The organism is Terrabacter sp. P2_E3, assembly GCF_056403915.1.
Map to the genome: position 1 here is coordinate 375,303 of NZ_JBFUEN010000009.1, position 13,979 is coordinate 389,281.

The 13,979-nt window shown below is 72.5% G+C and carries 13 protein-coding genes; 10 read left to right on the forward strand and 3 right to left on the reverse strand.

Going from position 1 to position 13,979, the window contains the following annotated elements; all coding sequences use genetic code 11:
- Window positions 1–18: 18 nt before the first annotated feature.
- Window positions 19–1,818: a DEDD exonuclease domain-containing protein gene (locus AC1DW8_RS14210; protein WP_478094798.1), complete on the reverse strand. Its 1,800-nt coding sequence runs from the start codon at window positions 1,816–1,818 to the stop codon at window positions 19–21.
- A 320-nt stretch (window positions 1,819–2,138) separates the two neighbouring features.
- Here AC1DW8_RS14210 and AC1DW8_RS14215 point away from each other — a divergent pair, with 320 nt between their 5' ends.
- Both AC1DW8_RS14215 and AC1DW8_RS14220 read left to right on the forward strand, forming a co-directional pair.
- Entirely contained in the window at window positions 2,139–2,402 is a 264-nt protein-coding gene (locus tag AC1DW8_RS14215; RefSeq protein WP_478094800.1) for a hypothetical protein, read from the forward strand.
- Window positions 2,403–2,458: 56 nt separating this feature from the next.
- On the forward strand, window positions 2,459–3,817 hold the full coding sequence (locus AC1DW8_RS14220; protein ID WP_056825183.1) for a hypothetical protein: 1,359 nt from the start codon (window positions 2,459–2,461) through the stop codon (window positions 3,815–3,817).
- A gap of 4 nt (window positions 3,818–3,821) precedes the next feature.
- Here the strand turns inward: AC1DW8_RS14220 and AC1DW8_RS14225 are convergent, their stop codons facing one another.
- A complete protein-coding gene (locus AC1DW8_RS14225; protein ID WP_478094802.1) occupies window positions 3,822–5,612 on the reverse strand; it encodes an AMP-dependent synthetase/ligase in 1,791 nt (596 codons plus the stop codon).
- Between the two features lie 220 nt (window positions 5,613–5,832).
- Here AC1DW8_RS14225 and AC1DW8_RS14230 point away from each other — a divergent pair, with 220 nt between their 5' ends.
- From AC1DW8_RS14230 to AC1DW8_RS14245, 4 genes are read left to right on the forward strand one after another with little or no spacing between them, the layout of a single operon-like run.
- The gene (locus AC1DW8_RS14230) at window positions 5,833–6,276 is read left to right on the forward strand and encodes an SRPBCC family protein (protein WP_478094804.1); all 444 of its coding nucleotides are present in this window, start codon (window positions 5,833–5,835) and stop codon (window positions 6,274–6,276) included.
- Window positions 6,277–6,282: 6 nt separating this feature from the next.
- Window positions 6,283–6,894 carry a hypothetical protein gene (locus tag AC1DW8_RS14235; protein WP_478094806.1) on the forward strand — a complete coding sequence of 204 codons (612 nt, stop codon included), beginning with the start codon at window positions 6,283–6,285 and terminating at the stop codon, window positions 6,892–6,894.
- Window positions 6,891–7,859 (forward strand): ROK family glucokinase, encoded by a 969-nt coding sequence (locus AC1DW8_RS14240; RefSeq protein WP_478094808.1) that lies wholly within the window; start codon window positions 6,891–6,893, stop codon window positions 7,857–7,859. Before AC1DW8_RS14235 ends, AC1DW8_RS14240 begins: the two co-directional genes overlap by 4 nt.
- A 49-nt stretch (window positions 7,860–7,908) precedes the next feature.
- Window positions 7,909–8,592 carry an endonuclease/exonuclease/phosphatase family protein gene (locus AC1DW8_RS14245; RefSeq protein ID WP_478094810.1) on the forward strand — a complete coding sequence of 228 codons (684 nt, stop codon included), beginning with the start codon at window positions 7,909–7,911 and terminating at the stop codon, window positions 8,590–8,592.
- Window positions 8,593–8,616: 24 nt separating this feature from the next.
- On the opposite strand, the gene AC1DW8_RS14250 is transcribed toward AC1DW8_RS14245, so the two are convergent.
- Window positions 8,617–9,306, reverse strand: coding sequence for a hypothetical protein (locus AC1DW8_RS14250; protein WP_478094812.1), 690 nt, complete (start codon window positions 9,304–9,306; stop codon window positions 8,617–8,619).
- 189 nt (window positions 9,307–9,495) lie between these two features.
- Here AC1DW8_RS14250 and AC1DW8_RS14255 point away from each other — a divergent pair, with 189 nt between their 5' ends.
- The 4 genes from AC1DW8_RS14255 (at window position 9,496) to AC1DW8_RS14270 (ending at window position 13,979) form a co-directional block, all read left to right on the forward strand.
- The gene (locus tag AC1DW8_RS14255) at window positions 9,496–10,368 is read left to right on the forward strand and encodes a lysophospholipid acyltransferase family protein (protein WP_478094814.1); all 873 of its coding nucleotides are present in this window, start codon (window positions 9,496–9,498) and stop codon (window positions 10,366–10,368) included.
- Window positions 10,369–10,372: 4 nt separating this feature from the next.
- Window positions 10,373–11,746: a MacS family sensor histidine kinase gene (gene macS / locus AC1DW8_RS14260; protein ID WP_478094816.1), complete on the forward strand. Its 1,374-nt coding sequence runs from the start codon at window positions 10,373–10,375 to the stop codon at window positions 11,744–11,746.
- Complete coding sequence (locus AC1DW8_RS14265) at window positions 11,743–12,456, forward strand: response regulator (protein WP_478094818.1); 714 nt, start codon at window positions 11,743–11,745, stop codon at window positions 12,454–12,456. The genes macS and AC1DW8_RS14265 overlap by 4 nt, the downstream gene beginning before the upstream one ends.
- 86 nt (window positions 12,457–12,542) lie before the next feature.
- Complete coding sequence (locus AC1DW8_RS14270) at window positions 12,543–13,979, forward strand: class II 3-deoxy-7-phosphoheptulonate synthase (protein WP_056781083.1); 1,437 nt, start codon at window positions 12,543–12,545, stop codon at window positions 13,977–13,979.

Sequence of the window (13,979 nt, forward strand, 5' to 3'; positions counted from 1 at the left end):
GGACCACCCTAGCCGGGCCTACCCCGCGCGACGCAGGCCGCCGCCTCGGCCCGGGCGACCGGMGCGGCCGGGTCGGTCGCCGTGCGGGGAGCCGGCACGCGGTCCGGGCACGTCGTGGTCGAACCCGACGACCTCGTGCGCCGATGCGACGGCGGGCTCGAGCTCGCTGCGCACCGAACCGGCGCCGCCGACGGGGCACGTCCAGGTCCCCTCGAGCTCGACGATGCGCACGCCCGGCGCCTCGAGCCACCGGAGCAGGATCTCCGTCTCCTCGGTGAGGGCGGACGGACGGTCGGGCGTCGGTGCGGGCACGACCTCGGCCGTGGCCTGCATCGACCGGACGTAGGGCATCGGGTCGGCGCCGCGCGGGCTCACCACGACGCCGGCGAGGCGTCCGTGGCGGACGGAGACGAGCTCCCACCCACCGACGTCGCTGCGGCGCGCGGCGATGATTTCGGGAGAGCGGACCAGGGGGGCCAGCCGCTGGGCGCGAGCGGCTCCGCGGACGAGCTGGAGGAAGCGGTCGCGCACCCGCGCCGCATCCTCGAACCGCTCCTGCGAGGCCAGCTCCTCGAGGCGGACCCGGAGCAGCTCGGCGCTGGGCCGGGCGTTGCCGGTGAAGATGGCGCGGCACTCGGCGACGACGACGGCGTAGTCACCCTCGGACTGCGCGCCGGTGCACGGGGCGCCGCACCGGCCCATGTCGGCGAGGGCGCAGGCGGTGCCTCGGCCGGTGAGCCGGCCGGTGCACTGACGCAGCGGGACGACCTCGTGGACGGCGTCGATGGCCGCCTGGGCCGTCGCCCGGGACCGGAACGGCCCGATGTAGTGGGCGTCGTCGTCGCGGACCTGCTTGACGATCGACAGGCGGGGGAAGCGCTCCTGGGTGAGCTTGACCCAGATGACCTTGCGGCCGTCCTTGGACCGGCGGTTGAACCGCGGCTTGTGCTCGTCGATGAGCCGCAGCTCGCGCACCTGGGCCTCGAGCGAGGTCTGGCAGACGACGGGGTGGACGACGTGGGCGAGGCGCACCATCTCGGCCATCCGGCTGCGCTGCTCCGAGGCCGTGAAGTAGGTGCGCACCCGGGTGCGGATGTCGCGACTCGTGCCGACGTAGAGGACGCGGTCGCTGCCGTCCTTGAAGAGGTAGACGCCGGGGGCGCTGGGCAGGGGATCGGCGAGGAAGCGCTTCCGTCGCTGCGACGGGGTGACCCGAGAGCTGTAGCTCGACAGCTCCTCGAGCGTGTGCACGCCGAGGTTGCCGACGCGTTCGATGAGTCCGTGGAGGACGTCGACCGTGGCTCGGGCGTCGTGCAGGGCCCGGTGGTCGGGTGCCGTCGTGGAGCCGAAGACCTGGGCGAGCGACGAGAGCCGGTGGTTGGGCGACTCGTCGCGCACGACGAGCTGCCGGGCCAGCTGGAGCGTGTCGAGGACCGGGAAGCCGGGCCACGGAGCGCCGACCCGGGCGGCAGCGGCCTTGAGGAAGCCGATGTCGAACCCGGCGTTGTGGGCGACGAGGACGCTGCCGGCGGCGAACTCGAGGAAGGCGGGCAGGGCGCTCTCGATGCGCGGCGCGTCGCGGACCATGGAGTCGGTGATGCCCGTGAGGACGGAGATGAACGCCGGGATGGGCTCGGCCGGGTCGACGAGGGTCTGGAACTCGCCGAGCACCTCGCCGCCGCGCACCTTGACGGCGCCGATCTCGGTGATGCCGCACTGGGCGGGTGAGCCACCGGTGGTCTCGAGGTCGACGACGACGAACGTGACGCCGGCAAGGGGGGTGCCGAGGTCGTCGAACGTCGCCTGGATCGCCTGCATGACCTCGACGGTATGCCGGGGCGCCGACAATGCCTCGGAGGCGCGTCGGTCGCAAGCCCTTCTGGCACAAGGGGGCCGGACGGCGCCTGAGGATCACGGTGCCCCGGGGCGTTGCCCTCCCGTGCGGCTCGACGCCGGTCCCGCGGCCATCCGGCGGAGGCCGGGAGGCGAGTCGACGACCGAGTGTCCCGGGGCAGTGTCAGTGGGGCCACCTAGCGTCTTTCACGACAGATCGCAACGAGAGACGAAGGGGTTGGACCACGATGATGCTCGTCGACTGCCAGACCTGCCCGGTGCGGGACGTCCACTGCGCAGACTGCATGGTGACCGCGCTGGCGGGGATCCCGCTGCGTCCGGGCGCCACCGCACCCGGCGCCGACACGCGACCCGGCCGCCCGCGGCCGGTCGACGACCGCCGTGAGGTCGACGGGGTCATGACCGCACCCCTCGACCGAGCGGAGCGACGGGCCGTGTCTGCCTTCGTGGCGGCAGGGCTCGTCTCCGTGTCCACGGCCAACACGGCTCGCGCCGAGCTCGAGCCCGCCGAGGTCGTGACGCACCACCGAGCGCGCCACGCCGTCTGACCCCACGGGCGACGGGGACGGGCCACAGCAACAGCTCCGCATGACACGATGTCGCGGTGTCGGGCACCCGTCGTCGCGGACCTGCGCGGGAGGCCGCCTCGGCGGCGTTGGCCGCGCTGCTCGTCCTGACCCTGACGGCGTGCACGGCGGCCGGTCCGCACTCGGGGCCCCCGGCGACGGCAGCACCGCACCCGACCTCGCCCAGCGGCGGGCTCGGCGCAGACGCCGAGGTCACTCCGGAGGCGTGGGCGTCGTCCCGTCAGCGTGCGGTGACGGAGCTGCTGCGCGCCCGCTTCGCCGCTGCGGAGCGGTCTGACGAGAGCGGGTGGCTCGCACCCCTGCAGGCGGCGTCATCCGCGGCGCTGCGCCCGACACAGGTCGCCGTCCTCGACCGCATGACGCGCATGGCGGTGGAGAGCATCCGGCTCGTCGGCGTCCGCGAGACCACCGCGCCGGTTCCGGCAGCCCGGGGGACCACGGTCGAGTGGGACGTCAGGGCGAGCCTCACCTACAGGCTTCGGGGCTTCGACGCTCGTCCTCGGTCCTTCGACCTCGACCTCACCTTCAAGGCTGACCCCAGTCGGCCCGCAAGCCTGGCCATCACGGCGTCGGCTCCCTCCGGGCGCCCGCAGCCCTGGGATCTCGCGGGCCTCGTCGTCCGGAGGTCGGACACCGCGCTGGTGCTGGGCGTCGGCGACGACGACCGGATCGAGGAGGTCGTCCGTCGGGCGCGCACGGCGGCCTCGCGGGTCGCGAGCGTGTGGGGAGAGGTGCGCCCCGCGGTCTGGATCGCCCCGGCCACCGACGCCGACGCCGCCCGGTTGCTCGGACGCGCGGCCGGCGACCTCGACGGCGTCGCCGCGGCCACTGACGGTCCGCTGACGCCGGGGGAGAGAGCCGGGGCAGACCGCATCGTGCTCGTCCCGGGAGCGTGGGCCTCGCTGCGTCCCGACGGCCGCGACGTCGTCATGACGCACGAGCTGACCCATGTCACCGTGCGGGCCTCGACGACACGGGCCGTGCCCGTCTGGCTGTCCGAGGGCTTCGCCGAGCTCGTCGCGTACGAGCCGATCGACCTGCCGGAGGCGACGATCGTCGCTCCGGCGCTCGAACGTGTGCGAGCGTCCGGCCTGCCGCAGGCACTGCCGGCCGACGCGGACTTCGACCCGGGCACCCACGCGCTCGCGGCGGCATACGGCCTCTCGCTGCTGGCCCTGCGCACCCTCGCCGACGCGCACGGCACCCAGGCCGTCGTCCGTCTCTACCGGGCCACAGCCGGCGGGCTCGACGTCCCGACCTCCCGGCTCGACGACCGCGAGGCAGCCGTCGACGCCGCCCTGCGCAGCACGACCGGAACGACACGGGCAGCCCTCGTCACGGACTGGCAGGCGCGCATCCGCCACCTGCTCCGCTGAGCCCTCAGGCGTAGAGCCTCTCGACCTCGTCGGCGTAGTCCTTCATGACGACGTTGCGCTTGAGCTTGAGCGACGGCGTCAGGTAGCCGTTGGCCTCGGTGAAGTCGCCGGGCAGCACCGCGAACTTGCGGATCGACTCGGCCTTGGAGACCGCCTCGTTGGCCCGGTCGACGGCCTCCTGCAGCGCCTCGAGGACCTTCGGGTCGGTGCGGGCCTGGTCGAGTGACACTCCCTCGATGCCGTGCGTCTTGGCCCAGAGCGGCCACATCTCCTCGTCGAGCGTCACGAGGACGGCGACGAAGGGCTTCTGGTCGCCGACGACGATGCACTGCGAGACGAGGGGGTGTGCGCGGAGGCGGTCCTCGAGCACGGCCGGGGCGACGTTCTTGCCACCCGCCGTCACGAGGATCTCCTTCTTGCGGCCGGTGATCCGCAGGTAGCCGTCCTCGTCCATCTCGCCGATGTCGCCGGTGTGGAACCACCCGTCGACGATGGCGTCGGCCGTCGCGGTCGGGTTGTCGTGGTACGCGTTGAAGACGCCGACACCCTTGAGCAGGATCTCGCCGTCCTCGGCGATCCGGATGCCCGTGCCCGGCAACGGCGGTCCGACGGTGCCGATCTTGATCTTGTCCGGCGTGTTGACCGCGACGGGCGCGGTCGTCTCGGTGAGGCCGTAGCCCTCGAGGATGACGACCCCGATGCCCCGGTAGAAGTGGCCGAGGCGCGTGCCGAGGGGCGCCCCGCCGGAGACGGCGTAGCGCACGTGCCCGCCCATGGCTGCGCGCAGCTTGCCGTAGACGAGACGGTCGAAGACCGCGTGCTGGATCCGCAGTCCGAGGCCGGGTCGGCCGGCGTCGAGGGCCTCGCTGTAGGCGATCGCGACGGTGGCCGCGCGCAGGAAGATCTTGCCCTTGCCCTCGGAGGACGCCTTGGCCTCGGCCGAGTTGAAGATCTTCTCGAAGACGCGGGGGACGGCGAGCACGAAGGTCGGCTGGAAGCCGGCGAAGTCGTCGAGCAGCGTCTTGATGTCGGCCGAGTGGCCCATCCGTGCGCGACCCTCGACGCAGAGCACCTCGATGAAGCGGGCGAAGACGTGCGCGAGGGGCAGGAAGAGCAGGGTCGAGGCGTTCTCGGTGAGGACGACCTGGCCGAGCTTCTCGATGGCATTCTCGGCGAGGTCGAGGAAGTTGCCGTGGGTCAGCTCGCAGCCCTTGGGTCGGCCCGTCGTGCCCGAGGTGTAGATGATCGTCGCGACCGCCCGTCGGTCGAGTCCGGCCCGGCGCGCGGCCAGATCGGCGTCCGAGACCTCGCGGCCCTTCTCGCGCAGGGCGTCGAGACCACCGGCGTCCATGGTGACGACGTCGCGGAGCGACGGCAGGTCGCCCCGGACCTGCTCGACGACCGAGCGGTGTGCGTCGGTCTCGACGACGACGACCTGGGCGTCGGAGTCCGAGAGGATCCACTGGACCTGCTCGGCCGAGGAGGTCTCGTAGATCGGCACGACCACGGCGCCCGCACTCCACGCGGCGAAGTCGACGAGGGTCCACTCGTAGCGCGTGCGCGACATGAGGGCGACCCGGTCGCCGGGCTGGAGCCCCTCGGCGATGAGGCCCCTGGCGACGGCGGCGACGTCGTCGGCGAACTGGGCCCACGTCACGTGCGTCCAGCCCCCGGAGGGCGTCTTGCGGGAGAACGCGGTCTCGCTCGCGTTCTCCGCGGCGTTGCGCACGGGGAGGTCGGCGAGGCTTCCCTCCGTCGTGACGGGGGCGAGTGGTGCGACGACGTTGTCCTTCACTGTCACTCCTGATGGCGGGGCCGGGGAACTGTGCTGCACCTTACCGATCGGTAACCGCGCAGACCACGTCAGCATCATCACAGGGTGGGCTCGGCGGTCGGGCGCGCCGCCCCGCGGCGCAGGGCTGCCGTCGTCCCCATCTTGGCACGCGGCCGACGCGGGATGACACCGGCGGGGACAACCGCGGTCGGCCCGCTGACGACGCGATAGCCTTCGGCGCATGGCCGATCGCACCGAGTCCTCCATCGTCATCGACGCCCCGCCCGGCGAGGTGCTCGACGTCATCGCGGACTTCGAGGCCTACCCCGAGTGGGCGGGCGAGGTGAAGGACGTCACCGTGCTCGCCGAGGAGGGTGACGGCTGGGCCGACCAGGTCCAGTTCACCCTCGACGCAGGCGCCATCAAGGACACCTACGTCCTGGACTACGAGTGGGACGTCGTCGAGGACGGCACGGGCGTCGTCTCGTGGTCCCTCGTCTCCGCGCAGGTGCTCAAGGCGATGAACGGCTCCTACACCCTCGCCGATGACGGCGACGGCACGAAGGTCACCTACCGCCTCTCCGTCGACGTCAAGATCCCCATGATCGGGCTGCTCAAGCGCAAGGCGGAGAAGGTCATCGTCGACACCGCGCTCAAGGAGCTGAAGAAGCGCGTCGAGGCCTGACCGACCGTGATACCGAACGACGGTCCCGACGCGGCACCCGCCGCCCCCGACCAGCCCCACCGGCTCGACGCCGACGAGTCGTCGCGCCCCGACGACGCGCCCCCCGGCAGCGTCGCGGCAGAGGCTGCGCTGCTCGTCGACCTGCTCTCCCGCCGCACCTGGTCGGGAAGCTCGCGTATGCCGTCCGGTGACTCCCGGGGTGAGCGTGCGGGCGGCGCAGCGCACGGCCACGACCGCGCCGCAGGCCCGGCGTCGCCGGCGGGTGACCCAACGGGCCCGGACGCAGCGCGTCGACCCGACGGGTCGGCGGGGGAGTGCACGTGCGGGGGCACGAAGCCCGCTGCGTGCCGCGTGTGTCCCGTCTGCCAGCTCATCGCCTTCGTCCAGCAGGTCAACCCCGACACCATCGAGAAGGTCGCCGACTTCGTCGGCTTCGCGGCCACGGCCCTGCGCGACCTCGCGACGGCGCAGCGGGAGCGGCGCGCCGAGCCTGCGCCCGACCGTGACACGGACCGCGACAACGCCCACCCCAGCGCCGACGCCAACGACATCGACGCCGACGACATCGACGCCGACGACATCGACGCCGACGAGAACGGGCCCGGAGGCAGCGCATGAGCAGGCGTCTCGCGATCGGCATCGACATCGGCGGCACGAAGGTCGCGGGTGGTGTCGTCGACGAGTCCGGCGTCATCACCCATCGCACCCGTCGTGACACCCCCCACCGCTCGACGTCTCCGGCGGTCGTCGAGAACACCATCGTCGAGTCGGTCGAGGAGCTGCTCGGCCACGTCGACGCCGACGACGTCGTGGCCGTCGGCATCGGCGCGGCGGGCTTCGTCGCCGAGGACCGCGCGACCGTCGTCTTCGCGCCGCACCTGTCCTGGCGCAACGAGCCGCTGCGTGACGCGCTCTCCCAGCGCATCGCCCTGCCGATCACCGTCGACAACGACGCCAATGCCGCGGCCTGGGCCGAGGCGACCTTCGGTGCCGCCCGGGGTGAGTCGCACGTCGTCGTCATCACGCTCGGCACCGGCATCGGCGGCGCCCTCATCATCGACGGCAACGTCCAGCGCGGCCGGCACGGCATCGCCGGCGAGTTCGGCCACATGCAGATCATGCCGGGCGGCGCGCGCTGCGAGTGCGGCAACCGTGGCTGCTGGGAGCAGTACGCCAGCGGCAACGCGCTCGTGCGCGAGGCCCGCGCCATGATCGAGGCCGGGTCTCCCGTCGTCGCCGACCTGCTCGCCCGTCTCGGCGGCGACGCCAACGCGCTGACCGGTCCCTTCATCACCGAGGCCGCCCGCGAGGGCGACCCCACCGCGCGCGAGCTGCTCGCCGACATCGGCGAGTGGCTCGGTATCGGGCTGGCCAACCTCGCCTCGGCCTTCGACCCCGGCCTCTTCGTCATCGGCGGTGGCGTGAGCGCGGCCGACGAGATGCTCATCGGCCCGGCCCGCGAGGCCTTCCGCCGGCAGCTCCCGGGGCGCGGCTACCGTCCGGAGGCGCGGATCGTGCGCGCCGTGCTCGGCAGCGACGCCGGTCTCATCGGCGCCGCCGAGCTCGCGCGCGCCGGCCGCTGAGCCGGTGGCCGCGCGGCCCGGTGGCCGACCGGAGCATGTGCTGCGGATCATGAGCTACAACGTCCACGACCTGCTCGACGACCGGGCAGCAGCGGCACGCGTCGTGCGTGCCGTCGCCCCCGACGTGCTGTGCCTCCAGGAGGTCCCGCGCCGGCTCACGACGGAGCTCCGCCTCCCGCCGTTCGCGCGTGACTGCGGTCTGCACTGGCACCGGGGCCGCCTCGGCACTGGCGGGACGGCGGTCCTGACGGACGCACGGGTGGTCGTCCACGGCACGTCGCGTGGCCGTCTGCCGGTCCGCTTCCCCGACCGCACGCGAGGGTATGCCGCCGCGACCGTCTCGCTCCCGACCGGCGGTCCGTCGCGTCGTGCCGTCACCGTCGTCAGCGTGCACCTCGGGCTGCGCGCCTCCGAGCGGGCGAGGCACGCGGCCACCGTCCTCGCCGGTCTCACCCGGCTCGCTGGGCTCGACGACCGGGCCGTCATCGCAGGGGATCTCAACGAGGGACCCGGCGGGACGGCATACGCAATGTTCGCCGAGCACCACCTGCCGGTGTCCGGCAACGCGCCCACGTTTCCCGCGCTCGACCCGAGGACCGCCCTCGACGTCGTCTTCGCCGGGCCGGGACTGCGGGTCGTCGAATCGGCCGAGACCGTCGTGGACGAGGGTGACCTCGTAGCGGGGTCGGACCACCGGCCGGTCTGGGTCGACCTCGACCTCGGGTCCGACTGACGTGTCGGACCGCCTCGCGAGCGGCTAGAGGCGGGTGCCGTCGTCGAACGGGTCCCGCTCGGTGCCGCCGCGCAGGACGAGCAGCACGAAGCCGACGACGACCATGGTCAGGGCCGTCACGACCCACCAGCCGCTGCCGTCACGGTCGAAGAAGAGGACGTAGAGGAGCAGCAGCGGGCCGCCGGCGAGGCCGCCGACGATCGCCCAGAACATCGGGTCGGTCTCGGCCGACGGGAGGTCGATCTCGGAAGGGGGGACGAAGTGGTCGTCGCCGTCCGATGCGGCGTCGGCGTCGTCGCGGCGGGACGTCGGGCCGCGCCACTCGTGGGACGTCGTCGGGGCGATCGGCAGCTCGAGCAGACCGGACGACCCCGACGGGGTCGACGCGCCGGCTCCGGGCTGCTGCGGCGGTGCCGCGGGGTCGGTGCCCCGGCCGGCCTGCGGGCGTTCCACCGGCGAGGGTGAGGCGTCCGGGGCCGACGTCGGACCGGGCTGGTCGGCCGCGTCGGCCACGTCGGCCGTGTCGGCCGTGTCGACCGTGTCGGCCGCGGTCGGCGAGACCGACGGTGGCGCAGGGTCGGCGACCTGCTCGGCCGCCGGCTGGACCACCTGGTCGGTCGACGCCGGGGCGTCACGACGCTGTGGCTCGGGTGCCTCGTCGTCCCATCCCGCGATGATCCGCGCGAACTCCGCGTCGAGGTCGCGGTCACTCATCGTCCGCCCCCGGCGACGGTCGTGCGGAGGGGCTGGAAAGACATGCCGAAGCCCGTTGCGGCGTCGGGACGGACCGTCACGGTGGGGCTCCTCGGGCGAAGCGGCTGGACCTGCTGATCCTCGCATGCGCCGCTGTCAGTGCGCGAGTGTCGTAGAGTTCGAGCCGTCACAGACGGAAGGCGGACACGGTTGTTCTACTGGTTCCTCAAGACGATCGTCATCGGGCCGATCATCAAGCTCCTCTTCCGTCCGTGGGTGGAGGGGGAGGAGAACATCCCCGAGGAGGGTGCCGCGATCTTCGCGAGCAACCACCTGTCCTTCTCCGACTCGATCTTCCTCCCGCTCGTCGTGTCCCGCCGCGTCACGTTCCTCGCCAAGAGCGACTACTTCACCGGCCGAGGCATCAAGGGCCGGCTCACCGCTGCCTTCTTCAAGGGCGTCGGGCAGCTGCCCGTCGACCGGTCGGGCGGCAAGGCGAGCAACGCCGCGCTGACCTCGGGCCTCAAGGTGCTGCGTCGCGGTGACCTGCTCGGCATCTACCCCGAAGGCACCCGGTCACCCGACGGCCGTCTCTACCGCGGCCGCACGGGCGTGGCGCGGATGGCGCTCGAGGGCAAGGTCACCGTCATCCCCGTGGCCATGATCGGCACCGACAAGGCCCAGCCCACCGGCAAGGTCATCCCGCGGATCATGCGGGTCGGGGTGCGGGTCGGCAAGCCGCTCGACTTCTCGCGCTACGAGGGCATGGAGGACGACCGCTTCGTCCTGCGCTCGATCACGGACGAGATCATGTACGAGCTGATGCTGCTCTCGGGCCAGGAGTACGTCGACATGTACGCCACGTCGATGAAGGACCGGCTCGTCTCCGCGGCTCGGGCCAAGGCCCGTGAGCTGCAGGAGGCTGCCAAGCCCGGCAGCGCCGCGCCCGAGCTGGAGGAGGCGCTCGACGCCGCCGAGGGCAAGGCCCGGCCGGCCCAGGCCTCCGAGTCGTCCGGAGCGACCTCGGCCTCGACAGCCGAGGACGACAGCGACGGCGACGCTCCCGTCGTGGCGGCGTCCTGACGTCATGGCTCGCACGCGGCACGGCGCGGGCCCGGAGCACGACGGTGTGCCCGACGGCGAGCCAGGCGATGTGCCGGGCGGCCCTGACACCGACCTGATCCCGGCTCCGGCGCCGCTGTCCGACGACGAGCTCCCCGCCGCCGTCTCGGCGCCGACGGTGGCGGTGCTCGACGACGAGCACGCCATCGTTCGCGGGCTCTGGCGCGGCATCGACGTCTTCCGCTGCCTCGCCCTCGCGTATGCCGTGTGGTCGGTCTGGGAGCGGCACGAGCAGATCGCGCACCTCGTCGGGGCGGTCGCCATCCTCGGGGTCCTCGCCGGCTGGACGCTCGCGGTCACGTTGCGACCGGTGCGCACGGTCCGCGCCTACACCATCGAGCTCGCCATCGGCTGCTCCGCGATCCTCGCGACCCGGCTCGTCGACGACCCCGACGTCATCACTGCCGGGGCCAAGACCATCCCCTCGATCTGGCCCACCGCAGCCGTCATCGGGTTCGCGGTGCTGCGCGGCTGGCGCGGTGGTCTCGCGGCCGCCTCGCTCGTCGCGGCGTGCTCCTTCGTCGAGGTGGTTGAGCCGACGCCCAACACCATCACCAACTCGATCTTCGGGCTCCTGCTCGGTGGCTGCATCGGCTACTGCGTCGACCTCGCCCGGTCGAGCCACGCGGCGCTCGCCGAGGCCATGCGGCTCGACGCCGCCCGCGCCGAGCGCGACCGGCTCGCCCGGACCGTGCACGACGGCGTCCTCCAGACGCTCGCCTTCATCAACCGGCGCGCGAGCGACATCGGCGGGGAGACGGCGCGGCTCGGTGCGATGGCCGGTGAGCAGGAGCGGATCCTGCGCACGCTCGTGAGCCAGACCGACCTCGCCGAGGTGGGCCGGGCCGTCAGCGGTGACGCCGACCTGCGCACCCTGCTGCGCCACGTCGAGGGCGACAGTGTCCAGCTCGTCTCGCCCGCCGACGCCGTGCTCCTGCCACGAAGGGTCGCCGACGAGGTCGTCGCCGCCGTCGAGGCCGCCCTCGACAACGTCCGCCAGCATGCCGGCGACGACGCGCGGGCCTGGGTGCTGCTCGACGACGACGGCGACGAGATCGCCGTGACGATCCGCGACTCCGGTCGAGGCGTTCCGGAGGGTCGGCTCGAGGAGGCCGTCGGGCAGGGGCGTCTCGGTGTCTCGTCGAGCATCCTCGGCCGCCTCGCCGACCTCGGCGGCACCGCGACCATCACGTCCGGGTCCGCCGGTGGGACGACCGTCGAGCTGCGGATCCCCAATCGCCGGACGACACGTCTTACGAACCGGCACCATGGTCGCCGGACGCCCGCGACGACCGAACGCGGGCCGCAGGTTCGCACCCGGGGACAAGGAGCATCGTGACGGAGCAGGAGGACGCCATGCCGCAGCAGGGGAGCAGCACGCCGCCCGAGCACATCCGGGTCGTCGTCGCCGACGACCACCCGATGTGGCGCGATGCCGTCGCCCGTGACCTCGCCGACGCCGGCTTCGAGGTCCTCGCGACCGCGGACGACGGCCGGTCGGCGGTTGCGAGGACCCGGGCCACGGTGCCGGACGTCCTCGTCCTCGACCTCAACCTCCCGGGCCTGTCCGGCGCCCAGGTCTGCGCCGCCCTCGCCGCGGCCCAGGTGCCGACCCGCATCCTCATCCTCTCGGCGAGCGGCGACCACCAGGACGTCCTCGACGCGGTCAAGGCCGGCGCGCTCGGCTACCTCGTGAAGTCGGCCGGACGTGAGGAGTTCCTCGCCGCGGTGCGGGCCACGGCCGCGGGGGAGCCGGTCTTCACCGCCGGCCTCGCCGGCCTCGTCCTCGGCGAGTTCCGGCGGGTCAAGGCCGCGGGTGGAGGCACCCCGGAGCGACCCATCCCCGAGCTGACCGACCGCGAGACCGAGATCCTCAAGTACGTCGCGACGGGCATGGGCTACAAGGAGATCGCGTCGACACTGTTCCTCTCGCACCGCACCGTGCAGAACCACGTGCAGAACATCTTCGGCAAGCTCCAGATGCACAACCGCGTCGAGCTCGTCCGCTTCGCGATGGAGCGCGGTCTCGACCTCGCCGACCCGACGTGACCCGCATCGACCCGAGCTGACCCGGCCCCGCCGGCCGGACGGCATACGTCCTCGGTGGAGCGACCGCGGCGCTCGAAGGTTTCGGGATGCGGACCCGGGCGGGGGCACCCCCGTGCGACGTCTACGCTGGCGGGGTGAACACGAGGACCGCCACCGCCGATGCCGGCCTCGAACCCGTTGACGGGTCCGAGGCCCTCGCCGCCCTCACGGCCGCGGCCACCGAGCTCGAGGCCCAGCAGCAGCCTGCCTGGCCCGACACGGCTGCCCTGGCCGAGGTGATCGAGACCCTCGCCTCGTATCCTCCGCTCGTCTTCGCGGGCGAGTGCGACATCCTCACCGACCGGATGGCCAAGGCCGCCGTGGGTGAGGCCTTCGTGCTCCAGGGTGGCGACTGCGCCGAGACCTTCGCCTCCGCGACGGCCGACAACATCCGCGACCGCATCAAGACGATCCTCCAGATGGCCGCGGTGCTGACCTACGGCGCATCGGTGCCCGTCATCAAGATCGGGCGCATGGCCGGGCAGTACGCCAAGCCGCGCAGCTCGACCGTCGAGACCCGCGAGGGCGTGACCCTGCCTGCCTTCCGCGGCGACATGGTCAACGACTTCGCGTTCCACGAGACCGCCCGCATCCCCGACCCGCAGCGCCTCGTCCGGGCCTACCACGCGAGCTCGGCGACCCTCAACCTCGTGCGCGCTTTCACGACCGGTGGATTCGCCGACCTGCGGCACGTCCACGACTGGAACCGTGGTTTCGTCGCCAACTCGGCCAACCAGCGCTACGAGAAGATCGCCAAGGACATCGACAAGGCGATGCGCTTCATGTGGGCCTGTGGTGCCGACTTCGACGCCATGCGCACCGTCGAGTTCTACGCCGCCCACGAGGCGCTGCTGCTCGACTACGAGCGGCCCCTGACGCGCATCGACTCGCGCTCGGGGCGTCTCTACGACACGTCCGGCCACTTCGTCTGGGTCGGCGAGCGCACCCGTCAGCTCGACGGCGCCCACGTCGACTTCGTCTCGCGCATCAGCAACCCCATCGGCGTCAAGCTCGGGCCCAAGGCCGACATCGACGAGGTGCTGCGCCTCATCGACACGGTCGACCCGAACCGCACGCCGGGCCGCCTGACCTTCATCACCCGCATGGGCGCGGGTACGATCCGCGACGCCCTGCCGGCTCTCGTCGACAAGGTGACGGCGTCCGGTGCCACCGTGACGTGGATCTGCGACCCGATGCACGGCAACACCTTCGAGAGCCCGTCCGGCTACAAGACGCGTGACTTCGAGGACATCGTGGAGGAGGTGCGCGGCTTCTTCGAGGTGCACCAGTCCCTCGGCACGATCCCCGGCGGCATCCACGTCGAGCTCACCGGCAACGACGTCACCGAGTGCCTCGGCGGCGCGGAGAAGATCATCGACTCCGACCTCGAGAAGCGCTACGAGTCCGTGTGCGACCCCCGCCTGAACCACCAGCAGTCACTGGAGCTCGCGTTCCTCGTCGCCGAGATGCTCGGCCAGGCCTGA

What these genes read in the sequence shown, in the direction of transcription:
- AC1DW8_RS14250 (WP_478094812.1), bottom strand. Translation starts at nt 9,306, where the DNA reads ATGAGTGACCGCGACCTCGACGCGGAGTTCGCGCGGATCATCGCGGGA.
- AC1DW8_RS14215 (WP_478094800.1), top strand. Translation starts at nt 2,139, where the DNA reads ATGGTGACCGCGCTGGCGGGGATCCCGCTGCGTCCGGGCGCCACCGCA.
- macS (WP_478094816.1), top strand. Translation starts at nt 10,373, where the DNA reads ATGGCTCGCACGCGGCACGGCGCGGGCCCGGAGCACGACGGTGTGCCC.
- AC1DW8_RS14245 (WP_478094810.1), top strand. Translation starts at nt 7,909, where the DNA reads ATGAGCTACAACGTCCACGACCTGCTCGACGACCGGGCAGCAGCGGCA.
- AC1DW8_RS14270 (WP_056781083.1), top strand. Translation starts at nt 12,543, where the DNA reads ATGCGGACCCGGGCGGGGGCACCCCCGTGCGACGTCTACGCTGGCGGG.
- AC1DW8_RS14240 (WP_478094808.1), top strand. Translation starts at nt 6,891, where the DNA reads ATGAGCAGGCGTCTCGCGATCGGCATCGACATCGGCGGCACGAAGGTC.
- AC1DW8_RS14230 (WP_478094804.1), top strand. Translation starts at nt 5,833, where the DNA reads ATGGCCGATCGCACCGAGTCCTCCATCGTCATCGACGCCCCGCCCGGC.